The 25,946-nt window shown below is 71.4% G+C and carries 24 protein-coding genes; 11 read left to right on the top strand and 13 right to left on the bottom strand.

Translation table 11 applies throughout. From position 1 onward, the window contains the following. Positions 1-14: 14 nt before the first annotated feature. The gene (locus STRNI_RS16255; protein WP_371874829.1) at positions 15-752 is read right to left on the bottom strand and encodes a TetR/AcrR family transcriptional regulator; all 738 of its coding nucleotides are present in this window, start codon (positions 750-752) and stop codon (positions 15-17) included. Positions 753-937: 185 nt separating this feature from the next. Here STRNI_RS16255 and STRNI_RS16250 point away from each other — a divergent pair, with 185 nt between their 5' ends. Beyond that, positions 938-1,735: an alpha/beta fold hydrolase gene (locus STRNI_RS16250; protein WP_274737851.1), complete on the top strand. Its 798-nt coding sequence runs from the start codon at positions 938-940 to the stop codon at positions 1,733-1,735. A gap of 156 nt (positions 1,736-1,891) precedes the next feature. Here STRNI_RS16250 and STRNI_RS16245 read toward each other — a convergent pair whose 3' ends face one another. After that, positions 1,892-2,416: a hypothetical protein gene (locus STRNI_RS16245; RefSeq protein WP_277411475.1), complete on the bottom strand. Its 525-nt coding sequence runs from the start codon at positions 2,414-2,416 to the stop codon at positions 1,892-1,894. A 140-nt stretch (positions 2,417-2,556) separates the two neighbouring features. Next, positions 2,557-3,294 (bottom strand): SDR family oxidoreductase, encoded by a 738-nt coding sequence (locus tag STRNI_RS16240; RefSeq protein ID WP_277411474.1) that lies wholly within the window; start codon positions 3,292-3,294, stop codon positions 2,557-2,559. A gap of 279 nt (positions 3,295-3,573) precedes the next feature. On the opposite strand from STRNI_RS16240, the gene STRNI_RS16235 reads away from it, so the two are divergent. Further along, positions 3,574-4,416 (top strand): helix-turn-helix transcriptional regulator, encoded by an 843-nt coding sequence (locus STRNI_RS16235; RefSeq protein ID WP_277413259.1) that lies wholly within the window; start codon positions 3,574-3,576, stop codon positions 4,414-4,416. An 87-nt stretch (positions 4,417-4,503) separates the two neighbouring features. Here STRNI_RS16235 and STRNI_RS16230 read toward each other — a convergent pair whose 3' ends face one another. Both STRNI_RS16230 and mgt read right to left on the bottom strand, forming a co-directional pair. Then, positions 4,504-4,986 carry a nucleoside deaminase gene (locus STRNI_RS16230; RefSeq protein ID WP_277413258.1) on the bottom strand — a complete coding sequence of 161 codons (483 nt, stop codon included), beginning with the start codon at positions 4,984-4,986 and terminating at the stop codon, positions 4,504-4,506. Between the two features lie 233 nt (positions 4,987-5,219). After that, entirely contained in the window at positions 5,220-6,434 is a 1,215-nt protein-coding gene (mgt, locus tag STRNI_RS16225; protein WP_277411473.1) for a macrolide-inactivating glycosyltransferase, read from the bottom strand. Positions 6,435-6,636: 202 nt separating this feature from the next. Between mgt and STRNI_RS16220 the strand changes: the two genes are divergently transcribed. Next, entirely contained in the window at positions 6,637-7,182 is a 546-nt protein-coding gene (locus STRNI_RS16220; protein WP_109892285.1) for a DUF1707 SHOCT-like domain-containing protein, read from the top strand. A 200-nt stretch (positions 7,183-7,382) separates the two neighbouring features. On the opposite strand, the gene STRNI_RS16215 is transcribed toward STRNI_RS16220, so the two are convergent. The 4 genes from STRNI_RS16215 to STRNI_RS16200 form a co-directional block, all read right to left on the bottom strand. Then, positions 7,383-7,574, bottom strand: coding sequence for a hypothetical protein (locus STRNI_RS16215; RefSeq protein WP_338149741.1), 192 nt, complete (start codon positions 7,572-7,574; stop codon positions 7,383-7,385). Positions 7,575-7,651: 77 nt separating this feature from the next. Next, positions 7,652-8,005, bottom strand: a complete 354-nt coding sequence (locus tag STRNI_RS16210; protein WP_266439481.1) for a DUF6247 family protein — start codon at positions 8,003-8,005, stop codon at positions 7,652-7,654. A 263-nt stretch (positions 8,006-8,268) separates the two neighbouring features. After that, entirely contained in the window at positions 8,269-8,946 is a 678-nt protein-coding gene (msrA, locus tag STRNI_RS16205; RefSeq protein ID WP_266439042.1) for a peptide-methionine (S)-S-oxide reductase MsrA, read from the bottom strand. Positions 8,947-9,228: 282 nt separating this feature from the next. Further along, positions 9,229-10,389 (bottom strand): hypothetical protein, encoded by a 1,161-nt coding sequence (locus STRNI_RS16200; protein WP_266439045.1) that lies wholly within the window; start codon positions 10,387-10,389, stop codon positions 9,229-9,231. Positions 10,390-10,590: 201 nt separating this feature from the next. Between STRNI_RS16200 and STRNI_RS16195 the strand changes: the two genes are divergently transcribed. Next, entirely contained in the window at positions 10,591-11,751 is a 1,161-nt protein-coding gene (locus STRNI_RS16195) for a cystathionine gamma-synthase (RefSeq protein ID WP_109892297.1), read from the top strand. A gap of 440 nt (positions 11,752-12,191) precedes the next feature. On the opposite strand, the gene STRNI_RS16190 is transcribed toward STRNI_RS16195, so the two are convergent. Beyond that, positions 12,192-12,692, bottom strand: a complete 501-nt coding sequence (locus STRNI_RS16190; RefSeq protein ID WP_018089264.1) for a MarR family winged helix-turn-helix transcriptional regulator — start codon at positions 12,690-12,692, stop codon at positions 12,192-12,194. Between the two features lie 210 nt (positions 12,693-12,902). Between STRNI_RS16190 and ilvA the strand changes: the two genes are divergently transcribed. The 3 genes from ilvA to STRNI_RS16175 all read left to right on the top strand — a co-directional run bounded on the left by ilvA (position 12,903) and on the right by STRNI_RS16175 (position 16,417). Continuing rightward, positions 12,903-14,174: a threonine ammonia-lyase gene (gene ilvA / locus STRNI_RS16185; protein ID WP_018089265.1), complete on the top strand. Its 1,272-nt coding sequence runs from the start codon at positions 12,903-12,905 to the stop codon at positions 14,172-14,174. A 276-nt stretch (positions 14,175-14,450) separates the two neighbouring features. Further along, entirely contained in the window at positions 14,451-15,542 is a 1,092-nt protein-coding gene (locus tag STRNI_RS16180; RefSeq protein WP_266439052.1) for an ATP-binding cassette domain-containing protein, read from the top strand. Further along, entirely contained in the window at positions 15,539-16,417 is an 879-nt protein-coding gene (locus STRNI_RS16175; protein ID WP_174876339.1) for an ABC transporter permease, read from the top strand. The genes STRNI_RS16180 and STRNI_RS16175 overlap by 4 nt, the downstream gene beginning before the upstream one ends. A 117-nt stretch (positions 16,418-16,534) precedes the next feature. Here STRNI_RS16175 and greA read toward each other — a convergent pair whose 3' ends face one another. Next, positions 16,535-17,032, bottom strand: coding sequence for a transcription elongation factor GreA (greA, locus tag STRNI_RS16170; protein ID WP_018089268.1), 498 nt, complete (start codon positions 17,030-17,032; stop codon positions 16,535-16,537). Between the two features lie 357 nt (positions 17,033-17,389). Continuing rightward, positions 17,390-17,800 (bottom strand): DUF4307 domain-containing protein, encoded by a 411-nt coding sequence (locus STRNI_RS16165; RefSeq protein ID WP_109892301.1) that lies wholly within the window; start codon positions 17,798-17,800, stop codon positions 17,390-17,392. A 131-nt stretch (positions 17,801-17,931) separates the two neighbouring features. Here STRNI_RS16165 and mca point away from each other — a divergent pair, with 131 nt between their 5' ends. Next, positions 17,932-18,804: a mycothiol conjugate amidase Mca gene (mca, locus tag STRNI_RS16160; protein ID WP_277411471.1), complete on the top strand. Its 873-nt coding sequence runs from the start codon at positions 17,932-17,934 to the stop codon at positions 18,802-18,804. A 4-nt stretch (positions 18,805-18,808) separates the two neighbouring features. Next, positions 18,809-19,060, top strand: a complete 252-nt coding sequence (locus STRNI_RS16155; RefSeq protein WP_266439064.1) for an RAMP4 family protein — start codon at positions 18,809-18,811, stop codon at positions 19,058-19,060. 269 nt (positions 19,061-19,329) lie between these two features. On the opposite strand, the gene STRNI_RS16150 is transcribed toward STRNI_RS16155, so the two are convergent. Beyond that, positions 19,330-22,611: a tetratricopeptide repeat protein gene (locus STRNI_RS16150; RefSeq protein ID WP_277411470.1), complete on the bottom strand. Its 3,282-nt coding sequence runs from the start codon at positions 22,609-22,611 to the stop codon at positions 19,330-19,332. Between the two features lie 146 nt (positions 22,612-22,757). Between STRNI_RS16150 and STRNI_RS16145 the strand changes: the two genes are divergently transcribed. Together STRNI_RS16145 and STRNI_RS16140 are read left to right on the top strand one after the other, a co-directional pair. Next, positions 22,758-24,800: a thioredoxin domain-containing protein gene (locus STRNI_RS16145; protein WP_277411469.1), complete on the top strand. Its 2,043-nt coding sequence runs from the start codon at positions 22,758-22,760 to the stop codon at positions 24,798-24,800. Between the two features lie 114 nt (positions 24,801-24,914). Continuing rightward, positions 24,915-25,922: an MDR family NADP-dependent oxidoreductase gene (locus tag STRNI_RS16140; protein ID WP_277411468.1), complete on the top strand. Its 1,008-nt coding sequence runs from the start codon at positions 24,915-24,917 to the stop codon at positions 25,920-25,922. Positions 25,923-25,946 lie beyond the last annotated feature (24 nt).

Raw genomic sequence — 25,946 nt, 5'->3', positions numbered from 1 at the left:
GGACGCCGCGGCGGTCACACCGCCGCGGTGAGCCCGTTGAGCATGCGGCCGAGAAGGCGGTCGAAAACGGCGTCGGGTGCCGAGTCATGGCTCGGCACCGCCAGGGCCTGCGCAAGATGGGGGTACCGGCCCTCGGCGGCAATGGACCGGAGGTAGCGGTCCTGGGCGTCAAGGAGTTCGCCGGAGGAGCGGCCGCCGGCTTCGACCGCCCGTTCCTGGGCGAGCTCATACGAAACATGGCTGGCCACGAAACCGGTGAGCAGGCTGAAGGTCTCCAGCCGTGCCGAGGCCTCCAGGCCGATGGGGGCGAGGGCGGCGAGGGCGTACTCCAGGGCGGCGAGGGCGTTCGGGCCGAACGTCTGCCGTGCGGACAGTGCCGCGGACAGCCACGGGTGGCGCCGCATGATCGCGCGCTGCTCGTGCGCGAACTGCCGAAGGTCGGCACGCCAGTCGCCGGACGGCTCGGCCGGCAGCCGGTGGCCGCCGCTCACCTGGTCGATCATCAGCTCCAGCAGTGTCTCCTTGTTGGGGACATAGCTGTAGAGCGACATCGTCCCGGCCCCGATCCGGGCCGCGACCGCACGCATGGTGACCGCCCCGAGCCCTTCGGCGTCGGCGAGGGCAACGGCCGCATCGGTGATCTCGGCACGGCTGTGCGCCGGCGGCCGCCCCCGCCGCGGGCGCTCCGCCCGCGACCAGAGCTGCTCGGGATCCACACCGGCACTACGACCGGCTGAGCCTGTACGGGGCACGGCAACCTCTCCTCACTGCTGGCGGCCATCCAATCACTCGCGTCCCGCGCGCCGGAGGCGAGTCGAACGGGGCGACGGGCCGTACCTGCCGGACACGCGCCCTGACGAGGGGGACGGGTGCCGTGGCCGAGTTCCGGTGGCTACCCTCATCTCTCCAACGACCTTGACCGCAGGGGGAGAAGACTGTGCGCAACGCCGTCGTGACGCCCGGGGGTGACCGGATCCGCTGGGTGGAGCTGCCGGGGCAGGAGCCTCCCCGTGTCTACGTACACGGCCTGGGCGCCACGTCACCCGCCTACTTCGCGGAGATCGCGGTCCACCCCTTGCTGGCCGGCCGCCGCTCGCTGCTGATCGACCTGCTCGGTCACGGCCTCAGCGACCGCCCGACGGGTTTCGACTACACCCTCGACTCGCACGCCGATGCACTCGCGGACGCCCTGATCTCCGCGGGCGTCACCGGCGCGGAGCTGATCGCCCACAGCATGGGCGGCTCGGTGGCCATCGTCCTGGCCGCCAGGCACCCGCATCTGGTCTCCCGCCTGGTCCTGGTCGACGCCAACCTCGACCCGCTCCCGCGCCGGCCCGGCTCCGGCGGCAGCAGCGGCATCGCCGCCTACTCCGAGCAGGCGTTCCTGGAGGGCGGCTGGGAAGAGGTCCGGGACCGGGTCGGTCCGCACTGGTGGGCCACCATGCGCCTGGCCGGCCGTGAGGCCCTGCACCGCAGCGCGGTGCACCTCATCCGCGGCAGCGTCCCCACCATGCGCGAACTCCTGCTGGACCTGCGGATTCCCCGTACCTATCTGCTGCCCGAAGCCGACGGCCCACTCCCGGGTGCCGACGCGCTCACCGCGGCGGGGGTGGCCGTGGTGGCGATCCCGGACTGCGGACACAACATCATGCTGGACAACCCGGAAGCGTTCGCCCAGGCCACCGCGGCCGCGTGCGCCGACCGGGAAGCACGACCGGACCGCCATGCGGAGTGAAGCAGCCGGCATCGGGCAGAGCGGAGCAGGATCGTGCCCGAGAACTCCCCGGTCCCATCAGGCGGTTCGCCCCTGCGCGTACCTGTCGGAAGACGTGACGGTGGCGACCGCCTCGGTACCGCGGGGGAGGGGGCGGGGCTGAAGTCCCCTGCCGCACTACTCCGTTCCAGAAGCGTCGGTCAGAGGACGGCCACGTAGATCCCGGGCGGGGCGCACTCGGCGGACTCCTGTTCCCGGGGCCCGCCGGTGCGGCTGCCAGTCGAAGAGAAACCGGTTCGCAGCACGATCGAACGAGAGGCCAACGGCAACTTCGGGAATGCCGAACTCTTTGCCGGACCACTCCACGATCGCTCCGGCCAGGCCCTCCACCTGGAAGTCGGCTGCGGGGAACAGCACACGGTGCACCGTCACCACCGTGTGCCGCCCAGGTGGCCGGGCTGCCTCGATCGCCTCCGTTGCCAGGCCCAAGCCGTGCCGCAGCCAGCCGACTTCATCCTGGGTGAGGCGCAGCCCCGAGCGGTCGGCGGGCGGATGCTCCAGGACGGGCGTGGTGTCCAGCCAGATCCGGTTGCTGATCCGCTCGGCGCCGGCCGGGGGAGCCGCCGCCGAGGCCGACCCCGCCGTGAGGTCGATGGCTATCCCCCAGGTGGGCCCCTTCACTCGGTAAACAACCGTCTGCATCCGCCCTCATCCCTTGGCTCTTGTTCCATGGTCCCTCCGGATCCACTCCACCGAGGCGCTCATTCCCGTCAATCCGGCGAGCCCATGCTGCCGTGTGCCCCGTAGGGCGATACCGGGGGGCGGAAGGGGAGGGACAGCCGTCACCTCTGGGAAGTGGGCCGCACGACGATCTCGTTCACATCCACCGTGGCGGGCTGTTCAATGGCGAACGCGATCGCGCGGGCAATCGCATCGGGCGATATGGCGAGGTCGTCCCGCATCTTCGTGATCTCCGCTCTGACCCGGCTGTTGCTGGACGCCTCAGCGAAGTCGGTGGCGGTCACACCGGGCGAAACGGTGGTGACCCGCAGGGAGTCGCCGGCCTCCTGGCGCAGCCCTTCACAGATCGCCCGGACCGCGAACTTGGTACCGGCGTACACCGCCATGGCGGGGACGACACGAAAGGCAGCCGTGGAGGCGGTGGTGACGAAGTGCCCGGTGCCCTGTGCGCGGAACACCGGCAGGGCAGCGGCGATGCCGTGCAGCACACCCTTCACATTGACATCGACCATGTGGTCCCACTCCTCGACGCGCAGATCATCGAGCGGCGAGATCGTGCCGACCCCGGCGTTGCTGACCAGGACGTCGAGCCGGCCGAAGCGCTCACGGGCCAGCGCGACCAGGGCGTGCAGATCCTCCCGCCGCGTCACGTCGGTACGGATCTGCACGGCCGCGCCACCCGCCTCCTCGATCCGGGCCACCAGCGCCGCCAGCCGCTCGGACCGCCGCGCACCGAGAACCAGCCGCGCACCGCGCTCGGCGAGCAGCAGCGCAGCCGCCTCGCCGATACCGCTGCTGGCTCCCGTAATCGCCACCACTTTTCCTTCGATTCCGGACATGAGGACCGACTTCCTTTCCCTTCTCGGCACGGGGGCTGAGGCACGGGGCCAGCGGCTCGTCGGCTCGTCGGCTCGGCGGCTCGGCGGCTCGTGGAGCAGTGTCGAAGCCGCTGCACACCACACGGCCGGGCACCGCCACGACCGTGTGAGGCCGTCGGCAAGGCCGCCGAGGCGCCGGCCCGTGCTCTCCCGTACGAGTCTTCAGGAGCCTTAACCTGGTATCCAGAATCCACTTATTCTGGAACTGAAGGTGCCATGCCACTGCCCATGTCACTGCCCATGCCACTGCAGCCGGACCAACGCCGTCAGCTGGGTGCGTTCCTGCGCAGCCGGAGGGCGCGCCTCACCCCGGCCGAGGTCGGCCTCCCGCAGACCGCCCGCCGTCGCACACCGGGCCTGCGCCGGGAGGAACTGGCACTGCTGGCCGGGATCAGCGCCACCTGGTACACGTACCTGGAGCAAGGGCGGGAGATCCGCGCCTCCGAACAGGTACTGACCGCCCTGGCCGAGGCGCTGCGGCTCGACCGGCACGAGCGCGCTCATCTCCTCCAGCTCGCCGGTCACGCGACCGCGGACGAACCCGAGGAACGCGAGCCGCTCACGCCTGAGGCGGCAGCCGTGCCGCTGCTGCTCCAGCCGAACCCGGCGTACATCATCGGCGGCAACTACGACGTACTCAGTCACAACCGGGCGGCCGAAGCACTCTTCCCCCGCCTCATCGACAACGACACGAAGCAGCCGGCCAACTTCCTCCGCTGGGTCTTCCTCGAACCGGCGGCCCGCGATGTCGTCGTCGACTGGGAACCCGAGGCACGCGCCCTCCTCGCCCGCCTCCGGACCCAGTCCGGACGCCACCCCACCGACCCGCGATACACCCGCCTGATCGACGAGCTGAACGAGCACAGCCCGGAAGCGCGCACATGGTGGCACCAGTACGAGGTCCAGGCCCGCCACAGCGGACACAAACGCCTACGCCACCCACAACGCGGCCCGGTCGAGTACGCCTACACCGCCTTCCACCTGGCCGAACAGCGAGAACAGACGCTGGTGGTCTATGTCGAACGTGAACATGGACATGGGCATGGACATGGGCATGGACGTGGACGCGGACAGCGCGGCTAGGCAGTACAGCTCGTCCTGCCGGGCCATCGGTGCAGACCGCCGGGCCGCGATGAGGCAGCCGACGGCGCCGGATGAGGCCGTGGCGCGTCAGGATGCGCGGTGAAAGCGGCGGTGCAGGTCGCGTACCTGCTCCGCGAGGCCGGGGACCGGGCCCTCCACCACGAGGTCGGGAACGATGTCCCGGATCGGGAGGGTGCGCACGGGAGGGGCGGGGACCTTCAACTCGGCCAGCCAGGACGCCAGTTGCTCGGAAGAGCTCACGTACACGATGCGCCCCAGCCCGACCCAGCCGTGCGCGGCGGCGCACATCGGGCAGTGCTCGCCGGAGGTGTAGACGGTCGCCGCCGCCCGTTCCTCGGGGGACATGTTCGCCGCGGCCCAGCGCGCCAGCTCGAACTCCGGGTGGCGGGTCCGGTCACCCGAGGCCACCCGGTTGTGGTCCTCGGCGAGGACGGCCCCGTCCGCGGCGACGAGCACGGACCCGAACGGTTCGTCGCCCTCTTCCAGGGCCTCGGTTGCCAGCTCCACACAGCGGCGCAGATACCGCAGTTCAGCCTCGTCCACGACAATGCCCCCAACGTGTGATTTCAGAGGATGCTAACCCTTCGACTCACCCGGCACGCCTGACACGCCTGACACGCCTGACGCGTCCGACGCGTCCGAATCGGCCGCACCGCGAAACCGGCTCCCCGCGCGCAGCCCAGCCACCGCCCCGCCCAGCCACTGCCCCGCCGACCCACCGACCCACCGACCGGTCACGAAGGTTCGTTTCGTTCCCACGCCGCGGCTGCCGCCCGACGCCGTCACTCGGCAGCGGGCAGTTCCGCCTCGATGAGGTCGACGGCCCGTCGGGTGCCGCCCTCGGTGGCCATCTCCCCCTGGATGGCCGCGAGACGGCGCCTCACCTCCGGATCGTCGACGAGCGCGAGCACCGCCGCGCGAAGGGTGGCGGCGTCCGCCTGTTCCATCGGTACGTGGCGCGCCACGCCGAGCCCCTCGAGCATGTCCGCGTTGCCGAACTGGTCGACGGCCTGCGGAACGGCCACCATGGGCGTGGCCGTGGCCAGCCCCTCCTGGCTGCCACCCGCGCCGGCGTGCGTGATGAAGGCATCGGCCTTCTTCAGAATCGCCAACTGCGGCACCCAGTGGCGCACTTCAACGTTCCCCGGAATGTCCCCGAGCTCCTCGGCGGTGACATGCTTGCCCACCTGGAGCACGAGATGCCACCCCGGCAGGTCACCGAACGCCTTGACGCACTCACGGTAGAAACCGGGCTCCTTGGTGAAGGACGAGCCGAGCGAGACCAGCAGCACGCGCTCGGTGTCCGCGGGCCGCTCCCAGTCCCCCTGTGCGGCACGGTCCCCTTGGCAGGCGCCGACGAAGGAGTGCACCTTCTCGTCGACCCTGTCGGCATTCGGCTGCAGCGCCTTCGGGATGAGCACGATCGACCGGCCGGGGCGGCCGACGAACGGGTCAGGATGCCGGCTGATCCCGTTCTCCGTAAGCCAGTTGGTGAACTTCGCGTAGTACGCCCTGCCACGCTCGGTCGCCCTGGGCTCCGCCCACATCGGCTCGGCGACCTCCTCCTCGTACCCCTCCCACGCGACGAGGTTCGGCGAGAGGGAGACCGCGGGCACGCCCCACCGGTGGGCCAGGACGCGCGCCGGATACGAGGTGATGTCATGCAGCACGAGGTCCGGCTCATCCCCCTGATAAGCCTCGATGAGCTGCGGCAGCACCTGGATCGCGTCGTCGAGAAACGGCTCCACGTTGTCGAGCAGCGTGGTCCCCCACGCCGACGGGTCGTCGTCGGGCGACGGCAGCGTCGTGCGGTACAGCACCGGCTCGGCCCCCGTCTCGGCGACCTTCTCCTCAAAGAGGTGCGGAATCGCGTACGTAACACGGTGCCCACGCGCAACGAGCTCGCGGATCACCTCAAGACTCGGGTTCACGTGCCCATGGGCAGCGATGGAGAACATGGCGATATGGGCACGTTTTTCGCGTTCCGGGGTCGTCATGCCCTCACAGTAAACGAGACGAAACGTCTCGTGCAACCACTTTCCTGACGCCGCTCACGAACCCAGGCACACGCCCCCGTGCACAACCCCGGCGCGCACCAACGGACTTGGAAGCGTGCATCTGAGCACGCCAACAGTTGCGTACGACTATCGTCACCGGTCAGTGCCGTACCACCGCTGCTGTCACTGCTACGAGAATGGGATGACGTCCGCCATGCCCCAAGACATGTCGTCGCGGATCTCTGATGACCATCGCGACACGGCCATCGAGCGTCTCCAGGAGGCGTTCGCCCAGGGGTACATCAACCAGGAAGAGATGGACGAGCGCCTGCAGATGGCGCTCACCGCCAAGACGCACGGCGATTTGGTGCCGGTCCTGGATGCGCTGCCCGATAAGGACACGGGCCCGACCGTCGAGATCGAGGCCCGCGGTGGACGGATCCAGCGGGGCAGTGGGTGGCGGGTGCCCCGCGCATTCAAGATCGAGTCCGAGTTCGGCAAGGTAGAGCTGGACTTGTCCCAGGCCATCATCGAATACCCGGTGATCGATATCGAACTGCGGCTTGAGTACGGCCGGGCCCGGATCGTCCTCCCGCGCGATGCGACAGTGGATTACGAGGAACTGAACGCAGAGTGGAAGCAGCCGGTCTACAAGGCCCGCCGGCGCAGCATCACGGGCGGCCCGCACATCCGGATCTCCGGGGCCATGGGCTACGGCCGCTTGAAGCTCAGGCACCGCGGGCGCTGATAGCCGGGGCGACCTGAACATCCTGCGGAGAGCGAGGCTCCAACCGCCGCCTCGCCGGAAGGTCGGGGCTTGCCGGCGCCGATACCCGTCGGCGCGAGCGCTACTGCGCCGACGGCTGTGCTCACGAGTGGCATCAGCCCATTGCTGTGAGGGGCGCGTGTCAGATAACCCCCGGCACTTGAGAGGGGCAGTGGCGACGCCTACAGCACATCGAACGGTGGCATGATGCGGGCGACGATGATCAGCGGGGCCCGCGGTGCCACGAGGAAGTAGAACCAGCCGCCGGCGGCGTCCATGCGGCGCAGACCGCCCGGTCGGGGGCCGTTGCCGAAGTCGCTGACGTCGATCCCCGTACTTGCCAGGTCGACGAGCTGGCCGACCAGACGTTCCACTTCCGCCACCACGTGACCGGGGATGCCACCGGCTACATGCTCGTGGTCGGGATCGTATTCCCAGCGCCAGTCATTGCTCACCGGGCCGGGAGGCCGATGGCGGCGTGGGCTTCGTCCAGGATCCGGCCGATCTCGGAGGCGGCCTGCCGTGCCTGCGTCGCGTCGCCCGACTTGGCGGTGTCCTCCCATCGGCGGAGGTCCGCTGCCGCGTCGGGTCGACGCTGGATGTGGACATAGACGGCCCACTGGGCGATGAACCGCTGGAGCGGCGCCAGGTCGGAGCCCTGCCGGGACTGGTCGGCCGCTTGGTCCAGCTCCCGTGTGAAGGCCGGCAGCGCTGCGGGCGCGATCTGACTGATGGCCTGCCGCAGTGCGGCAACCGTGGCAGGTGGCTGGGGAATGAGTGGCTGCCCAGCGGCGGAGGTTGTCATCGCTACTCCCATGGGCGTGATTCTGGTCCCGTGCGTCAGCGTATCGAGCACGAGTGCTCTCGCTCCGCTCGAACGAGTGAGGGGGAGGCCGTACGGCCTCCCGTGCCCGGACCGGTGCGGCGGGACCAACTCGGTGGTCGGGGCGGGGCGTTGGCGACCTGGACGGCAACGCCCGACGGGCGACTCGGATGGTCCGAGGACACCCGTTTTTGTGGGGCGGACCGGTGTGCGGTGGGCGTGGCGGAGGCGACGCCTGGAGCGTTCTACGGCTCCGTGCCTTCCGGCGCCGGAGCCACCCCCACCGGGCAGCTCACCCCAGTCCCCCCGATCCCGCAGTACCCCGCCGGGTTCTTGTCCAAGTATTGCTGGTGATAGCCCTCCGCCGGGTAGAAGGGGCGGCCCGTGGCGGGGAGGATTTCGGTGGTGATGTCGGTGTGGCCGGCGTTGTGGAGGACGGGGCGGTAGGCGTCGCGGGAGGCTTCGGCGGAGTGTTGTTGGGCGGGGGAGTGGGTGTAGATGGCGGAGCGGTACTGGGTGCCGACGTCGTTGCCCTGGCGGAAGCCCTGGGTGGGGTCGTGGGACTCCCAGAAGAGCTTCAGGAGGGATGTGTAGGGGACGACGGCCGGGTCGTAGACGACGCGGACGGCCTCGGTGTGGCCGGTGTGGCCGCTGCAGACCTCTTCGTAGGTGGGGTTCGGGGTGTGGCCGCCCTGGTAGCCGACGAGGGTGGTCCAGACGCCCTCGGTCTGCCAGAACTTCCGCTCGGCGCCCCAGAAGCAGCCCAGCCCGAAGTCGGCGATCTCCAAGCCGTCCGGGTACGGGCCGAGCAGTGGGTTGCCGAGGACGGTGTGCCGGTCGGGGACGGCGAAAGCCCGCTCGGGGCGGCCTTCGAGCGCCTCCTCCGGGGTGGGGAGGTGGTTCTTGAAGCGGGAGAACAGCATGTGGATCGGTCTCCTGGGAGGGCGGGCGAGCGGGCGAGCGGGCCTGAGCGCAGTGACTATGACGGTAACGCCGGGGAGTCGGGAGGCATTCCGGCTCCAGATGTCTCCGGGGGCCGGGGGCTGGCCTGTGGGGGCCAGCCTGTGGGGTGTGGCCTGTGGGTCCGCCCTCCGGGGCTGGCCTGTGGGTCCGGCCTTCGGGGTCCGGTCTCCAGGTTCCGGTCTCCGGAGTCAGCTCCCAGGTTCCGGTCTCCGGGGCCGGCCTCCAGGTTCCCGCCTCCGGAGTCAGCTCCCAGGTGGCGGAAAGCCCGCGGAGGTGCCGCCGAGCTGTTCCCAGCCGGCGATGGCCAGGGCGCGGTAGGCGGCGTACTCGGCGGCGGGGCTGCGGCCGTAGGACCAGGGGACGGCGCCCACGTGGCCGTCGACGAGGCGGAGCTGTTCCATGGCCTCGGCGTAGCGCTCGGCGCGTACCAGGAACCAGACCAGGAGATGGCGGACGTGCGGTGCCATGGGGTGGTCGGCGGGCGCCTCGCGGAGCGCGAAGTGGGCGCCCTCTATCGCGCGCTCGACGACCGCGCTCTGGTAGAGGCTGCGGACCATGTTGGCCTCGGGGAGGTGCTCGTAGACCGCGAAGAGGGGGAGGGCCGGGAGCAGGGTCCCCTTGGGGGCGGCGGCCGCGGCGCGCTCGGCGAAGGCCTCGGCCTGTTCGCGGGAGCCGTGCCACTTCTGCGACCAGTAGGGGAGCGCGGCGAGGTGGGCGCCCATGTGCTGCGGGGCGCGCTGGGCGACCTTGGTCCAGAGCTCCTCGTAGTCGGCGGGGCGGTCGTGCAGGCCGCGGGCGATCGCCAGCTCGGTGATGTACGGGACCGGGCTGCCGGGGGCCAGCAGTGCCGCTTCCCGGCAGACCGTACGGGCCTCTTCCAGAATCATGCGGAAGTCCTGGGAGCCCGGATCGCGCAGCGCCTGGACCACGAGGAACTGGGCGTGCGTCTGGGCGCCGCCGGGGTCCTTGGGGGCCTCCGAGCGCCAGGTGCGCAGCCAGATCCCGCCGGTCCGTCCGCCGTCGCCGTACCCGGGGGCCGTACCGCGCCGCTGCTGCTCCGACGCCTCTTCCGCGGCCAGCTCGAAGGCAGCGGCGCCGGCCAGTGTCTGCACCCGCTGCCAGCGGCGCTCCCAGTCGTCGCCGGTGGACTTCAGCAGCTCGGCGGCCGGGCGCCAGTCGTGCGTCCGGCGCATCTCGGCGAGCGCGTCGGCCAGTTCCTGGTCCGGACCGGGCAGGCGGACGTCCAGCTCCTCCAGCGGTACGAAGCCGTAGCCGGCCATCGGGTCGGCGGCCACCACCAGGCCCTGCCGGGTGTGCTGCACGGCCCGTCGGCGTCGCATCCAGGGCAGGAAGACGAGGCCGCCGAGCGCGAGCGCGGCGAAGAGAACCAGCAGAGCGTCCATGAGAGGTGTCCTGTACCTGAAATTCTTGTAACGGCTGCCTGGGGGCGGAGCGGGGCGGAGACGCGGGCGGAGGGGTCGGGTGGGCGGTGTGCGGCGGGCGGACGACGGGAACCGGTGTACGGATCCTCGTATGTATCCACTATCCAGCCAACCAGAAAGTTCCGGAAAGTTCGGTTGCGCGGACGACTACCCTCGGCAGGCATGAGCGAACAGCGCGAAGAGCGCCACCAGCATTTTGAAACCCTTGCCATCCACGCAGGTCAGGAGCCTGATGAGGCGACCGGTGCGGTGGTACCTCCCATCTACCAGGTATCCACGTACAAGCAGGACGGCGTGGGCGGGCTCCGCGGCGGCTACGAGTACAGCCGCAGCGCCAACCCGACCCGTACCGCCCTGGAAGAGAATCTCGCCGCCCTGGACGGCGGCCGCCGCGGCCTCGCCTTCGCCTCCGGCCTCGCCGCCGAGGACTGCCTGCTGCGCACCCTGCTGACCCCCGGTGACCATGTCGTCATCCCCAATGACGCCTACGGCGGTACGTTCCGCCTCATCTCGAAGGTCGTCGAGCGCTGGGGCGTGGAGTGGTCGGTGGCCGACACCTCCGACCCGCAGGCCGTACGCGCCGCACTGCGGCCCCGTACGAAGGCGATCTGGGTGGAGACGCCCAGCAACCCGCTGCTCGGCATCAGCGACATCTCGGCGCTCGCCGCGGTCGCCCGGGACGCCGGGGTCAAGCTCGTCGTCGACAACACCTTCGCCAGCCCCTACCTGCAGCAGCCGCTCGCCCTCGGCGCGGACGTGGTGGTCTACTCCACGACCAAGTACATGGGCGGCCACTCGGACGTGGTCGGCGGCGCTCTGGTCGTCAACGACGACACCCTCGGTGAGGAACTCGCCTACCACCAGAACGCGATGGGCGCGGTCGCCGGGCCGTTCGACGCCTGGCTGGTGATGCGCGGCATCAAGACGCTCGCCGTCCGTATGGACCGGCACAGCGCCAACGCGGAGCGGATCGCGGAGCTGCTGAGCTCGCACAACAAGGTGACCCAGGTGTACTACCCGGGGCTGGCCGAGCACCCGGGCCACGAGGTGGCCACCAAGCAGATGCGGTCCTACGGCGGCATGGTGTCGTTCCGGGTCGCGGGCGGCGAGCAGGAAGCGGTGGAGGTCTGCAACCGGGCCAAGCTGTTCACCCTCGGTGAGTCGCTGGGGGGCGTCGAGTCGCTGATCGAGCACCCGGGGCGGATGACGCACGCCTCGACGGCCGGGTCGCTGCTGGAGGTCCCCGCCGACCTCGTGCGCCTCTCGGTCGGCATCGAGTCCGTCGACGACCTGCTGGCCGACCTCGCCCAGGCGTTGGGCTGACGGGACGGGTCGCCGGCCCTGCCGTTCACCACCCCTCCGTGCGAGGGGTGGTGTGGGCCGGCGGGGCGGCAGCCACGGCCGGACCGTGACCGCCCGGGCGAGGGCCACCGAGGAGTTGGCGAGGGGCGCGAGCAGACGGCCGAGCGCAGTGCGCGTTCGTGGCGGATGACCAACTCCCGGCGGCCGGTGCGGGCCGGGAGGCGGGTTCGCGGTCAGCAGGGTGGCGGTGCGCAGCGGCCGGCCCGCCGCGAACCGCGTGAACTCCCGGGCGTGGTGGCGCTCCTGCGCCGGCCGTCGCTCTCGCACCGCGCTTCCCGGACTACGGATGCCCGGCCGCCCTAGGGCACGGCGGTGCGGGCAGCCGGTCAAGAGGCGTGACGGGCCGGGCGGTCAGCGGGCGGAGCCGGCCGGCAGCCGGTGGGGCGCGAGGTGCGCGGGCGTCAGGACGTCGGGCCGGCCGGCGTCAAGGACGCGGTGATGTCGGCGAGGGAGGCGTTGAAGCGGGTCAGGAGGGCGGTGAAGGCGGTGCGCTCCTCCTCGGACCACTGCTCCGTCACCAGGGCCATCAGCGCACGGCGCGAGGTGCGTACCTCGTCCAGACGCGCGCGCCCGCGCTCGGACAGCTGGAGCACCACGGCGCGGCCGTCCTCGGGGTGGGTGGCGCGGCTGACCAGACCGGAGTCGACCAGGGGGGCGACCTGCCGGGTGACCGTCGAGGAGTCGATGCCCATCCCGGCGGCCAGGGCCTTGACGCCCATCGGGCCTTCCTGGTCCAGGCGGTTGAGCAGCAGATACGCGGCGCGGTCCATGGAGTTGCGCGCCTGCCCGACGCCGCCGAGCCGGCTCTGTTCTGCGCGGCGGGCGAAGACGGCCACTTGGTGCTGCAGCGCGTCGAGGAGAGCGGGGTCGGTGTGGGTCGTCATGTCCGAAGTGGTGGGCATGGCCGGGAGCTCGCTTCGATGGATGTGCGAATGGATGGGGGACAGCGTACGCGGACCCGGCGCGGAGCGTACCTGCGCTGTCCATTCCGATAACGGCACGTAGCCCCCGCGCGGCCGTACGGGGCACGGCCGCGCGGCCGCCCGCCGCCGCACCTGATCGCCATTCGGGCAGAAAAGGCTCCCCGGTGGGCGAACTGCAAGACTGGCGATATGGCCGACCACACGCCGCGTACGCCGCCCGAGACCGCCGCATCCGCGCTTCCCGCCGAGGGTCCGATGGCCGCGATCACGGTCGACGACATCCGGGCGGCGCACAAGATGCTCTCCGGTGTCTCCCGGGCCACCGCGATGGAGGGCAGCCGCTATCTGTCCGGGCTGGTCGGCGCGCCCGTGCACCTCAAGTGCGAGAACCTCCAGCGCACCGGCTCCTTCAAGATCCGTGGCGCGTACGTACGGATCGCCGGGCTCTCGGCACAGGAGCGGGCGGCCGGTGTGGTGGCCGCGAGCGCGGGCAACCATGCGCAGGGGGTGGCGCTGGCGGCGTCCCTGCTGGGGGTGCGCTCGACGGTGTTCATGCCGGTCGGCGCCCCGTTGCCGAAGGTTGCGGCGACCCGTGAATACGGGGCGGAGGTGCGGCTGCAGGGCAATGTGGTGGACGAGACGCTGGCCGCCGCCCAGGACCACGCGCGCGAGACCGGCGCGGTCTTCATCCACCCCTTCGACCACCACGACATCATCGCCGGTCAGGGCACGGTCGGCCTGGAGATCCTCGAACAGTGCCCGGAGGTACGGACCATCGTCGTCGGGGTCGGCGGCGGCGGGCTGGTGGCCGGGATCGCGCTCGCGGTGAAGGCGCTGCGGCCGGATGTGAGGGTCGTCGGGGTGCAGGCGGCGGGTGCGGCCTGCTATCCGCCGTCGCTGGCGGCCGGGCGTCCGGTGGCGATCGAGGGGCTGTCGACGATGGCGGACGGCATCAAGGTCGGGCGGCCCGGCGAGGTGACCTTCGGGATGGTCGAGGAGCTGGTGGACGAGGTCCGTACGGTCACCGAGGACCAGCTCTCCAGTGCGCTGCTGCTGTGCCTGGAGCGGGCGAAGCTGGTGGTGGAGCCGGCCGGGGCGAGCCCGGTGGCGGCGCTGCTCGCCGATCCGGAGTCCTTCGAGGGGCCGGTGGTCGCGGTGCTGTCCGGCGGCAATGTCGATCCGCTGTTGATGCAGCGCATCCTGCGGCACGGTATGGCGGCCGGCGGGCGCTATCTCTCGCTGCGGCTGCGGCTGACGGACCGGCCGGGGGCGCTGGCGACGCTGCTGGGGGTGCTGTCGGTGGCCGATGCGAACGTCCTCGATGTGGGCCATGTGCGCACGGATCCGCGGCTCGGTCTGACAGAGGTCGAGGTGGAGCTGCATCTGGAGACCAAGGGGCCGGCGCACTGCGACGAACTGCGCGCGGCGCTGGACGAGGCGGGGTACGTCGTCGCCGACTGAGGCGGGCGCCAAAGACGCTGAAAAGGGATGGGGCCATGGGGCGCCACGGGTATACCGTGGCGCCCCACACGCGTCGGCGAGTGTCCGTTCCCCTCCACCGGTGCGCGGCAAAACTGAAATATGTATCGCGATGTATCGCGTTTGCGCAGTAGTATCGCGGCTGCGGGGTGCCGGTGCGTCATGGCGTTCCGTTGCGGACAAATGCCCACAGAGCAGGCATAGACCGCCAACCGTAATATTCGACCTGGAACTGACCCAAGTCATGGGAGTACCCCTATGCCAGGCGCCATTTACGCCGAAGGTCTGGTGAAGACCTTCGGCGACGTGAGGGCACTGGACGGCGTCGATCTCGACGTCCCCGAAGGAACAGTCCTCGGAATGCTCGGCCCCAACGGTGCCGGCAAGACCACCGCCGTACGGGTCCTGACGACCCTGCTCCAGCCCGACCGGGGCAAGGCGGTGGTTGCCGGGATCGATGTTCTCGCGCACCCCGACACAGTGCGGCGCTCGATAGGCCTGTCCGGCCAATTCGCCGCCGTCGACGAGTACTTGACCGGCCGCGAGAACCTGATAATGGTCGGCCAGCTCTACCAGATGAGCGGGCGCGACGCGAAGCGGCGAGCCGCTGAACTGCTCGAACGCTTCCATCTCGGCGATGCCGCGGACCGCACCGCCAAGACCTACTCCGGCGGTATGCGCCGCCGGCTCGACCTCGCGGCCGCACTGGTCGTCAGCCCGCCCGTGATGTTCATGGACGAGCCGACCACCGGACTGGACCCCCGTAACCGCCAGGGCCTGTGGGATGTCATACAGGAACTGGTCGCCGGCGGCACGACCCTGCTGCTCACCACGCAGTATCTGGAGGAGGCCGACCGCCTCGCCCACGACATCTGCGTCGTCGACCACGGCAAGGTCATCGCCCGCGGCACCTCCGACCAGCTCAAGGCGCGCACCGGCGGCGAGCGCGTCGAGGTCGTCGTGCACGCTCCCGAGCACCTCACCGTCGCCGACGAGGTCCTGCGCGGCTTCGGCAAGGGCGAGGGCACCGTCGATCCGCACATCCGCAAGCTCACGATCCCGGTGGCGGGCGGCGCCAAGCTGCTCGCCGAGGTCATCCGCGAACTCGACCTCCGCGGTGTGGAGATAGATGACATCGGGCTGCGCCGCCCGACCCTCGACGATGTGTTCATCTCGCTGACCGGCCATGCCGCCGAGACCGCGGACGGCAACGGCGCCGACGGCGGCAAGGAGGGCGGCGGCGCCGTCGGGCGGCAGAAGAAGGGCAGCAAGGCCGGAGCGGACGGGACGGGTGCGGCGGCCGGTGCCGTGGACGCGGGCCCGACGACCGACAAGGAGGGCGTGAAGTGACCACGGTGACCGAAGCGGCCGGCGGCGCCCCCGTCCGGACCCCGCAGCCACGCGGCGGATTCAGCCGCTCCGTACGCGACTCCCTGGTGGTCGCCAAGCGCAATCTGATCCGGATGATCCGCATCCCCGAAGTGGTGATCTTCGGACTCATCCAGCCGATCATGTTCGTGGTGCTGTTCACCTACGTCTTCGGCGGTTCCATCAACATCCCCGGCGCCCCGGTGGGCGACGCCCAGGCCTATCGCGAGTTCCTGATGGCCGGGATCTTCGCGCAGACGGTCACCTTCGCCACGGCGGGGGCCGGCGCGGGCATCGCCGATGACATGCACAAGGGCCTCATCGACCGGTTCCGGTCGCTGCCGATGTCCCGGGGCGCGGTGCTCACCGGCCGGACCCTTGCCGACCTCGTACAGACCGCGCTGACGCTGGTGGTGCTGGCGATCGTCGCGCTGCTGATCGGCTGGCGCACCCACGAGAGCCTCGCCGAGGTGCTGGCCGGCTTCGCGCTGCTGCTCCTGCTCGGCTACGCCTTCTCCTGGATCGGCGCGCTCATCGGCCTCTCGGTGCGCACGCCCGAGGCGGCCACGTCGGGCGGGCTGATCTGGCTCTTCCCGCTGACCTTCATCTCGAACGCGTTCGTACCGGTCAACGGCATGCCGGCGTTTCTGCAGCATGTCGCGGAGTGGAACCCGTTCAGTGCGACGGTGGCCGCCGCCCGGGAGCTGTTCGGCAACACCAGCGCCGGGGTGCCGAAGTCGGTGACCGGCGCCTGGCCGATGGAGCACCCGGTGGTGGCCTCGGTGATCTGGTCCGTGCTGATCATCGCGGTCTTCCGGACGCTGGCCGTCCGCAAGTACCGGTCGGCCGCGGCCTGAGCCGCCCCGGGACGGCCTTGCGGCCCACGGATCCGGCGTACGACACGGTCCACGACACGGCGAAGCGGCCCGGAGCATCACGCTCCGGGCCGCTTCGCCGTCTGCGGCGTCTCGGACTCAGCCGGTGTACGGCTTGGCGTCGAGGATCTTCACGGTCGCCGTCTTGCCGTTGGGGAGCTCGTACTCCGCCTCGGCGCCGACCTTCTTGCCGTTCACGCCGGTGCCCAGCGGCGACTGGGGGGAGTAGGTCTCGATGTCCGAGCTCGCGTACTCCCGGGAGGCCAGGAGGAACGACAGCGTGTCGTCCGGGTCCCCGTCGAACGCGATGGTGACGACCATGCCGGGAGCGACGACGCCGGTCGCGGCAGGGGCCTCGCCGACCTTGGCGGTCTGCAGCAGCTGGGTGAGCTGGCGGACACGCAGTTCCTGCTTGCCCTGCTCTTCCTTGGCCGCGTGGTACCCGGCGTTCTCCTTCAGGTCACCTTCCTCGCGGGCCGCCGCGATCTTTTCGGTGATCTCGGCGCGTGCGGGACCAGACAGGTGCTCCAGCTCGGCCTTGAGCTGGTCATACGCCTCCTGGGTCAGCCAGGTGACGTTCTCGCTGGTCTGGGTCACAGGTGCTCCTCGTCGGTACTGGGGATAAATCAAACGCCCTACCAGGAAGGTTTGCGCCTTCACAGGTGGGCGAAACCACGAGCCTAACAATTCCGGCACAAAACGGGGAAGAGGAAATTCACAGCGACCGCACAGGAGCACATCATGCCTGGTCAGAGGCGGTCACGACACGCCTGATGCCTGCCGTGGCCAGTGAGGCGGGTGGGACGGAGCGTGCGGTTGACCCGCTGTGCGGGCATGTGGCCGGTGCGTGTGCGTGGTGGCTCGTGGGGCCGGGCGGCAGACGGTGGCGGTGGCCCGTGGGCCGGGCGGCCGACGGCGGTGGTGGCTCGTGGGGCCGAGCGGCCGACGGTGGGGTCAGCGGGCGCCGGACGCCGTACAGCCGACGAGCACGGCGTTGGTCGCCCGCTTCGTCGTCCGCACCGTGACCTCGGTGTCCACCTGGCCCGAGCGCTGGTCGACGGTGATGTCCTTGCGGCCGACCTCGGAGCCGTCCTCGGCCTGGGAGCGGAGCGTGCACACACCCGTGGTGTCGGTGTCCTTGACGACCTCGAGATGGACCTTGACGGCGTGGTCGGAGACCGCGTCCCAGCCGATCACGCGGCCGCTGAGGTCCTGGCCCGAGATGTACGAGATGCCGGACCAGCCGATCACGCCCAGCAGCGCGGCACCGAGCACCGCGCCGATGATCTTGAGCTTGCGGTCCGCGCGCTCATCCGCGGAGCGGCCGTAGCGTCCGTCGGGGAGCCCTTCGCGCACCGCGGTCATGATCAGTCCTCCTGGGTACGGGGACCTGAACCATGAACCCCCGGGGGGTCCCCGCCCCTGGGAATACAGTGCCCCCTCGCTTCGGTCACTATAGGAGGCATCTTCTCCGGCCCTTCATTGAGGATCGAGTCTTGACTGAGCAGCTGCGATTGATGGCGGTTCACGCCCACCCCGACGACGAGTCGAGCAAGGGTGCGGCCACCATGGCCAAGTACGTGTCCGAGGGGGTGGACGTGCTGGTCGCCACCTGCACAGGCGGTGAGCGAGGATCCATCCTCAACCCCAAACTCCAGGGCGATCCGTACATCGAGGAGAACATCCACGAGGTACGGAAGAAGGAAATGGACGAGGCCCGGGAGATCCTGGGCGTCAAGCAGGAGTGGCTGGGCTTTGTCGACTCCGGGCTGCCCGAGGGCGACCCGCTGCCGCCGCTGCCCGACGGCTGCTTCGCCTTGCAGGACGTCGAGGCGGCGGCCGAGCCCCTCGTCCGCCTGATGCGGACGTTCAAGCCGCAGGTCATCACGACCTACGACGAGAACGGCGGTTATCCCCACCCGGACCACATCATGACCCACAAGATCACGATGGTGGCCTTCGAGGCGGCCGGCGACCCGGAGAAGTACCCGGAGGCCGGTGAGCCCTGGCAGCCCCAGAAGCTCTACTACAACCAGGGCTTCAACCGCCCCCGTACGGTCGCGCTGCACGAGGCGCTGCTGGCACGCGGGATGGATTCGCCCTACGGCGAGTGGCTGGAGCGCTGGAAGCAGTTCGAGCAGCGGGAGCGCACGCTGACCACCTATGTCCCGTGCGATGAATTCTTCGAGATCCGTGACAAGGCGCTGATCGCCCACGCCACCCAGATCGACCCCGACGGCGGGTGGTTCCGGGTGCCGATGGACATCCAGCGCGAGGTCTGGCCGACGGAGGAGTACGAGCTCGCGAAGTCGCTCGTGGACACTTCCCTCCCCGAGGACGACCTCTTCGCGGGCATCCGCAACAATTGACCCCATGATGAGCGCGACCAGCACCCTCGCCCTGACGCACTTCGTCACCCTTGCCGACAGCTTCGACAAGAACAAGGTGACCCCCGGCGTCCTCGGCTTCATCGTCTTCGCGGTCATCGGCGGCGCCGTGTGGCTGCTGATGAAGTCCATGAACAAGCACATGAAGAAGGTGGACTTCGAGGAGCAGTCGGACGGCGGCGAGGCAGGCACCACCGCCTCCGCCGCCGCACCGGCCACCGAGCCGAAGACCAGCTGACGGCGGGGCCGCCGGCCCCGCCGCGAGGACCGCTCGGCCCACGGGGCCGGCCGCTCCGTGCGGACCGGGTGGTCCATGGAGACCGGGTGGCGGTCGACGGCCGGCCGATGGACACGGCCGGCTGACCGGCCCGGCGGCTCGTCGGTCCGAGCGGCCGGCGAGCCGGGCCCGGACGCCCGGGGGCGTGTCCGCCCTCGGGGCGTCACCGGCGTACGGACGGCGGCGGCGAGCCCGGCGCGCTCGGCGGCGCTCCCCGGCCCGCTCTGCCGTCACTCCGTGCCGGCCGGTGCGATCAGCACCCCCATGACCTCGCGCGCATGGCGGTTCGGCACCATGCCCAGCCGCCATGCCTGCCACCCCGACTCCGGCTCCACCCCGCGGTCCAGCAGCAGCGCGAACGCCTCCGCACAGTCCTCCAGCTTGGAATCGCGGGCCGCATGCTTCTCCCGGACCAGCTGCGCCAGCTCCTCCTGGGCGACGGCCGCGCCCACCACGGAGCCGCCGGGCGAGGCGAGCGGCAGCAGCGTGCAGCGCAGGAACCGCGCCCAGTCCTCGCCCCGCCGGTCGCCGTAGCCGGCGAAGAGCCGCGCCGCCTCGTCGGCCAGCTCCAGCGCCTGCGCCGCCCGGCCGTTGCCGGCGTCGATGATCAGCAACTCCAGGCAGGACCACGCCTCCCCGTGCGGCACCCCGATCCGCTGGAAGTCCTTACGGGCGTCCTGCAGCAGCTGCCGGGCGAAGCCGCTGTTGCGCAGTGAGCCGGTCTGCTCGGCCCGCAGATCACGGGTGACCCGCCCCGAATGGTGCCGGGCGCAGGCGAGACCGTAGCCGTCCTGCATCCGGCTGAACATCGTCCGGGACCGCTCCAGCTGCCGCAGCGCCGCATCGTGTTCGCCGCGCTCCTCCAGCGCCTGGCCCAGGTAGTACATCGTCCAGGCCTCACCGCGGGCGTCCTCGTGCTGATGGTGCAGCGGCAGCGCCTGCCGCAGCTGGTCCACCGCGGGACCCGGATCGCCGTCCACCAGCCGGGCGCGCGCCAGCTGTGTCATCGCCCAGGCCTCGCCGCGCTCGTCGTGGGTACGGCCGTAGAGCTCCATCGCCGCCTGCAGGGCGCGCTCCGCGGCCGGCACATCGCCCCTCCGCAGATGCACCTGGCCGAGCTGGAAGTGCGCCCAGGCCTGGCCGTGCACGCTCTCGCTCTCCTCGTGGAGCTCCAGCGCCTCGCGCAGCATGGTGAGGGCCTCGGCGATCTGCGCGCGGTCCCGCTCCACCGCCGCCAGCGCGTGCAGCGTCCACGCCCGGTCGCCGTGCATATCGGCGCCGGACTGCAGCTCCAGCGCCTCCCGGAGCTTGGCCGAGGCCTCGGTGAGATTGCCCTGCTGCTGGAGCGTGATGCCCAGATCGCGCAGCGCACGGGCGGCGCCCGCCGGATGCTGCGCCTCGAAATACAGATCGACCACCGACGACAGGGTGGTCCGCGCCTTGTCCAGCTCGCCGAGCTGCCGGGCCGCCACACCCGTGCGCCACTGCACCGAGCGGACCAGCAGCCCCTGCCCGACGGCCCGGGTCAGCTCGCTCAGCTCGCCCAGCCGGTAGAGATCGCCGCGCAGCAGGCAGTAGTCGGCCAGCGCGCCCAGCAGATGCGAGACCGCCGCCTGGTCCACGCCGTGGTCGGCATGGCGCAGCGCGGACGTGATGAAGCTGGTCTCGTCGTCCAGCCACTGCAGGGCCGCGTCCAGGGAGGTGAAGCCGTGCGAGCCGAAGCGGTCGGCACGGGTGGAGGTACGGCCGTCGACCAGCCGGATGACGGAGTCGGCCAGCTCCGCATAGCCGCGGATCAGCCGCTCCTGGGCCGCGCCGCGCTCGCCCGGATCCTCCTCGTCCACCAGCCGGTCGTGCGCGAAGCGGTGCACCAGGGCATGCAGACGGTAGCGCTCGCCACGGACATGCTCGATCAGCCCCGCGCGGGCCAGCGTCGTCAGCTGCCGCTCCGCCTCGGCCTGTTCGACACCCAGCAGCGCCGCCGAGGCCGCCGCCCCCAGGCTCGCCCGGCCCACCAGCGCCAGCCGGCGCAGCAGCCGCCGGGCCGTCTCGGACTGGTCGGAGTAGCGCAGCCACAGCGCACGCTCCACCGGCGACCGCTGCTCATGGGCCGCCAGGTCCGTGGCCAGCGCGGCGGCGGTGCGCGCACCGAGCGAGGAGCCCGCCACCCGCAGCGCCAGCGGCAGCCCCGCGCACAGCCCGGAGATCTCCTCGATCGCCCGCGAGTCGTAGGGACCCGGTGCGTCAGGTCCCTCGCTGCCGCCCGCGGCAGTGGCCCGCAGCAGCTCTTCGGTGCCCGCGGCGTCCAGCTCTCCCACCGGCAGCTGATGCACCCATGCCTGGAGGTCCTCGGGCAGCTCCAGCGGCGTACGGGAGGTGACCAGCACCAGGCTGTCGGACCGCTCCGGCACCAGCGTGCGCACCTGCTCCGGATCCGCGGCGTCGTCCAGCAGCACCGTCACCGGCAGACCGGTCAGATGGTGGTGGTACAGCTCGGTGAGCCGTTTGACGTGCTGCTCCTGGGACGGCCGCTCACGGAACAGCAGCTGCTCGCGCGGTGCGCCCAGCCGGTTGAGCAGATGCAGCAGCGCGTCCCGGGTCGGCAGCGGCACCTCCCCGGGGGTGTCACTGCGCAGATCCACCACACACGCGCCACGGAACTGATCGCGCAGCTGATGGGTGGCCCGCACCGCCAGCGCCGTCCGGCCCGACCCCGGCTCGCCGTGCAGCACCACCACCGTCGGCTTGGTTTCCGTGCTCGCGCGGGCCGCGTGCACCCACTGGGCGATCTGTGTCAGCTCCGCGCGGCGCCCGGCGAACGGGCCCTCTGGACGCGGCAGTTGGGCGAACGAATGCTCCAGCACGGACCGCTGGCGGGCCGCCGCGCTGCGGTCGGCGCCGCGCAACTGCGGCCCACGGGTGGCCGTCGCCGCGGCCGGCTTGGACGCCGTGCCGCTGCCGCGGGCCGCCGCCGTCAGCATCCGCTGCTGGTCCAGGAACGGCCGGATGCCCCGCACCTCCAGTGCGGTCAGCCACTGGAGCCGCAGCTGCTGGGCGCCGCCCGGCTGGCCGCGCCTCCCGGCCTCCTGGTGCGCCGCCGGCCAGTGGCCCGCGGTCAGCTTCACGACCGTGGCCGCCGCCCCCGCGACCACCACGGCGGCGCCTGCGCCCAGCGCAGCGGCCGCGCCCGTGCCGTACGCGAGGTCCGCACCGCAGGCCGCCACCGCCGCCGCGGCCGTCGCCACCGCCGGGGTCCCCAGCTCCTTGCGGGTCAGCCGCCGGCCCAGCGAGGGCTGACCGGCGGCCGCCTCGTCCAGCGCCCGGACGTACGCGGTGTACTCCTCGGCGGCGCTGCCCGCCAGCTCCTCCAGCGCCGAGCGCGCCCTGCTGAGCAGCGTGTCCCCGTCGAGCCGCCCGCCCGAGCGCCGCACCTCTTCCTCGATCGCCCTGGTCAACAGCGCTTCCGCTTCCGCCCGGTGGCCGTCGCGCAGCACAGCCAGTGAGCCCGGCATGCCATCCCCCTCCAGCAGTTCCAGCAGTCTCCAGCGGTGATCGTCCCCGCACGCACAGTGTTCCGCGTCCGCACGATTTCCGGCAGGCCTGTGGACAACTCCCTCCGCTCCCGGCTCACCGGCCCCCGTTGGGAGAGGATGGACCCATGCCGAACCGCCTGGCCCATGAGACTTCCCCGTATCTGCTCCAGCACGCCGACAACCCCGTCGACTGGTGGCCGTGGTCCGCCGCCGCGTTCGAGGAGGCCCGGCGGCGCGGGGTGCCGGTGCTGCTCAGCGTCGGCTACAGCTCGTGCCACTGGTGCCATGTGATGGCCCACGAAAGCTTTGAGGACCCGGCCACCGCCGCGCTGCTCAACGAGCACTTCGTGTCCGTCAAGGTCGACCGCGAGGAGCGCCCGGACGTCGACGCCGTCTACATGGAGGCCGTGCAGGCCGCCACGGGCCAGGGCGGCTGGCCCATGACCGTCTTCCTCACCCCGGACGCCGAGCCCTTCTACTTCGGTACGTACTTCCCGCCCGAGCCCCGCCACGGCATGCCGTCCTTCGGGCAGATCCTCGACGGCGTACGCAGCGCCTGGGCCGACCGCCGGGACGAGGTCGGCGAGGTCGCCGGCCGGATCGTCGCCGACCTCGCCGGACGGTCCCTGACCGAGTCGCTGCCCGCGGACCGGCGGCCGCCGCGCCCCGAGGAGCTGCACGGCGCCCTGATGGGCCTGACCCGCGAATTCGACGCGGTGCACGGCGGATTCGGCGGGGCGCCCAAGTTCCCGCCGTCCATGGCGCTGGAATTCCTGCTCCGCCACCACGCCCGCACCGGCTCCGAAGGAGCCCTGGAAATGGTGCAGGCGACCTGCGCGGCCATGGCCCGCGGCGGCATCTACGACCAGCTCGGCGGCGGTTTCGCGCGCTACGCGGTGGACGCCACCTGGACCGTGCCGCACTTCGAGAAGATGCTCTACGACAACGCCCTGCTGTGCCGGGCCTACGCCCATCTGTGGCGGTCCACCGGCTCGGACCTGGCCCGCAGGATCGCCGTCGAGACCGCCGACTTCATGGTCCGCGAACTCCGTACCGACCAGGGCGGTTTCGCCTCCGCGCTGGACGCGGACAGCGATGACGGCTCGGGCACCGGCAAGCACGTCGAGGGCGCCTACTACGTCTGGACGCCCGAGCAGCTGCGCGCCGTACTGGGCGACGAGGACGCGGCATTCGCCGCCGCCTCCTTCGGCGTCACCGAGGAGGGCACCTTCGAGGAGGGCGCCTCGGTCCTCCAACTCCCGGACACCGAAGGCCCGGTGGACGCCGAACGGATGGCCTCCGTCAAGCGGCGGCTGCTCGCGGCGAGGGACGAGCGCCCGCGCCCCGGCCGCGACGACAAGGTCGTCGCCTCCTGGAACGGCCTGGCCATCGCCGCGCTCGCCGAGACCGGTGCCTACTTCGACCGGCCGGATCTGATCCAGGCCGCCACCGACGCCGCCGACCTACTGGTCCGCGTCCACATGGACTGGCACGCCCGGCTGCACCGCACCTCCCGCGACGGCACCCCCGGCGCCAACTCCGGCGTCCTGGAGGACTACGCCGATGTCGCGGAGGGCTTCCTCACCCTGGCCTCGGTCACCGGGGAGGGCGTCTGGGTGGAGTTCGCGGGCTTCTTCCTGGACACCGTGCTGCTCCAGTTCACCACCGAGGACGGCGCGCTCTACGACACCGCGGCCGACGCCGAGGCGCTGATCCGCCGCCCCCAGGACCCGACCGACAATGCGACGCCCTCCGGCTGGACCGCGGCGGCCGGAGCCCTGCTCTCGTATGCGGCGCTCACTGGCAGCGACCTCCACCGGGGCGCCGCGGAGCGGGCCCTGGGCATCGTCACCGCGCTCGGCGGCCGGGCCCCGCGCTTCATCGGATGGGGTCTGGCCGTCGCCGAGGCCGCACTGGACGGGCCGCGCGAGGTCGCGGTCGTCGGCCCGCAGGGCGATCCGGCCACCGTGGCGCTGCACCGCGCCGCGCTGCTCGGCACCGCCCCGGGGGCGGCCGTCGCGCTGGGCGCCCCCGGGGCCGACGAGGTACCGCTCCTCCAGGACCGCCCTCTGGTCGACGGCCGACCGGCCGCCTATGTCTGCCGCCACTTCACCTGCGAGCGGCCGACGACCGACCCGGAGGAGCTGGCGGAGCGACTCCGGGGATGAGCCGCAGGCCCCTGGGACGCCCGGATCGGCGGCCGTCCCAGGGGCCCTGTCGCCGGTCCTAGGACCAGCGACGGAGTTGCCCTTGACGTGCGCGTCAAGTCCTAGCCTCGGCGCATGACACACCGCACACACCGCGAAGTCCGCCTGACCGCCCGCCCCCAGGGGCCGGTCACCGATGACCTCTTCGAGATCGTGGAGGTGCCGGTCCCGGAACCCGGACCCGGGCAGGTGCTGGTACGCAACACCGTGATGGCCGTCGCCGCCGTCATGCGCACGCTGATGGACGAGAACAACGTCGTGCCGGTGCCCGCCTTCGAGGTCGGCGAGCCGCTGAACGGGCCCGCCCTCGGCGAGGTCGTCGCCGCCCCGGGGACCGACCTCACGCCCGGCGACCTGGTGGAACACCGCCTCGGCTGGCGCGAATACGCCCTGCTGGACGCCGACGGGGTACACCGGCGCGCCCCCGGCCTGATGCCCGACCCGGCCGCCTACCTCTCCCAGGGCCCCACCGCCTGGATGGGCATCGTGCGCGGTGCCGAAGTACGCCCCGGGGACACGGTCTTCGTCACCGGGGCGGCCGGCGGCGTGGGCTCCCTGGCCGGTCAGGTCGCCCGGCTGCGCGGCGCCGCCCGGGTGATCGGCAGCACCGGGTCGCAGGAGAAAGCGGACCGGCTCATCAAGGAATTCGGCTATGACGCGGTGGTGATCCGCGGCGCAGGACCCATCGAGGAGCAGCTGCGGGCGGCGGCCCCGGAAGGCATCGACGCGCTCTTCGACAACGTCGGCGGCGAACAGCTGAGGGCCGCCATCGCCGTCGCCAACACGGGTGCCCGGCTCGCCCTCGTAGGGGCGTTGTCCAGCCAGCTGTCCGAGGACGGCAAGCCTCATACGACCGAGATCGACACCCTCTCGCTGCTCGCCCGCAACATCACCCTGCGCGGTGTCGCCCTGCACGCGCACATGGATCTGGTCCCCGAGTGGAACCAGCGGTTCGGCGAGGGGCTGCGCGACGGCACCCTCACCTTCCCGCACACCCGGCTGCACGGCATCGAGCAGGCGCCGCGGGCACTGCGCGAGCTGACCGAGGGACGCCATCTGGGCGCCGTACTCGTGGAGTTGTGAGCACGGGCGCCGGGAGAGCGTGGC

Origin of the sequence: Streptomyces nigrescens (assembly GCF_027626975.1) — a bacterium.
Taxonomy (GTDB): Bacteria; Actinomycetota; Actinomycetes; order Streptomycetales; family Streptomycetaceae; genus Streptomyces; species Streptomyces nigrescens.
The sequence above is the reverse complement of the archived record's forward strand: the minus strand, read 5'-3'. Positions and strand labels throughout refer to the sequence as shown.

Excerpts from the sequence above, each read along its gene's own strand:
- STRNI_RS16195 (WP_109892297.1), top strand. The coding sequence starts at position 10,591 with ATGAGCGAACAGCGCGAAGAGCGCCACCAGCATTTTGAAACCCTTGCC.
- STRNI_RS16150 (WP_277411470.1), bottom strand. The coding sequence starts at position 22,611 with ATGCCGGGCTCACTGGCTGTGCTGCGCGACGGCCACCGGGCGGAAGCG.
- STRNI_RS16245 (WP_277411475.1), bottom strand. The coding sequence starts at position 2,416 with ATGCAGACGGTTGTTTACCGAGTGAAGGGGCCCACCTGGGGGATAGCC.
- STRNI_RS16155 (WP_266439064.1), top strand. The coding sequence starts at position 18,809 with ATGATGAGCGCGACCAGCACCCTCGCCCTGACGCACTTCGTCACCCTT.
- STRNI_RS16165 (WP_109892301.1), bottom strand. The coding sequence starts at position 17,800 with ATGACCGCGGTGCGCGAAGGGCTCCCCGACGGACGCTACGGCCGCTCC.
- STRNI_RS16210 (WP_266439481.1), bottom strand. The coding sequence starts at position 8,005 with ATGACAACCTCCGCCGCTGGGCAGCCACTCATTCCCCAGCCACCTGCC.
- STRNI_RS16240 (WP_277411474.1), bottom strand. The coding sequence starts at position 3,294 with ATGTCCGGAATCGAAGGAAAAGTGGTGGCGATTACGGGAGCCAGCAGC.
- STRNI_RS16140 (WP_277411468.1), top strand. The coding sequence starts at position 24,915 with ATGACACACCGCACACACCGCGAAGTCCGCCTGACCGCCCGCCCCCAG.
- STRNI_RS16220 (WP_109892285.1), top strand. The coding sequence starts at position 6,637 with ATGACGTCCGCCATGCCCCAAGACATGTCGTCGCGGATCTCTGATGAC.
- STRNI_RS16200 (WP_266439045.1), bottom strand. The coding sequence starts at position 10,389 with ATGGACGCTCTGCTGGTTCTCTTCGCCGCGCTCGCGCTCGGCGGCCTC.
- STRNI_RS16145 (WP_277411469.1), top strand. The coding sequence starts at position 22,758 with ATGCCGAACCGCCTGGCCCATGAGACTTCCCCGTATCTGCTCCAGCAC.
- STRNI_RS16190 (WP_018089264.1), bottom strand. The coding sequence starts at position 12,692 with ATGCCCACCACTTCGGACATGACGACCCACACCGACCCCGCTCTCCTC.
- mgt (WP_277411473.1), bottom strand. The coding sequence starts at position 6,434 with ATGACGACCCCGGAACGCGAAAAACGTGCCCATATCGCCATGTTCTCC.
- STRNI_RS16180 (WP_266439052.1), top strand. The coding sequence starts at position 14,451 with ATGCCAGGCGCCATTTACGCCGAAGGTCTGGTGAAGACCTTCGGCGAC.
- ilvA (WP_018089265.1), top strand. The coding sequence starts at position 12,903 with ATGGCCGACCACACGCCGCGTACGCCGCCCGAGACCGCCGCATCCGCG.
- msrA (WP_266439042.1), bottom strand. The coding sequence starts at position 8,946 with ATGCTGTTCTCCCGCTTCAAGAACCACCTCCCCACCCCGGAGGAGGCG.
- STRNI_RS16235 (WP_277413259.1), top strand. The coding sequence starts at position 3,574 with ATGCCACTGCAGCCGGACCAACGCCGTCAGCTGGGTGCGTTCCTGCGC.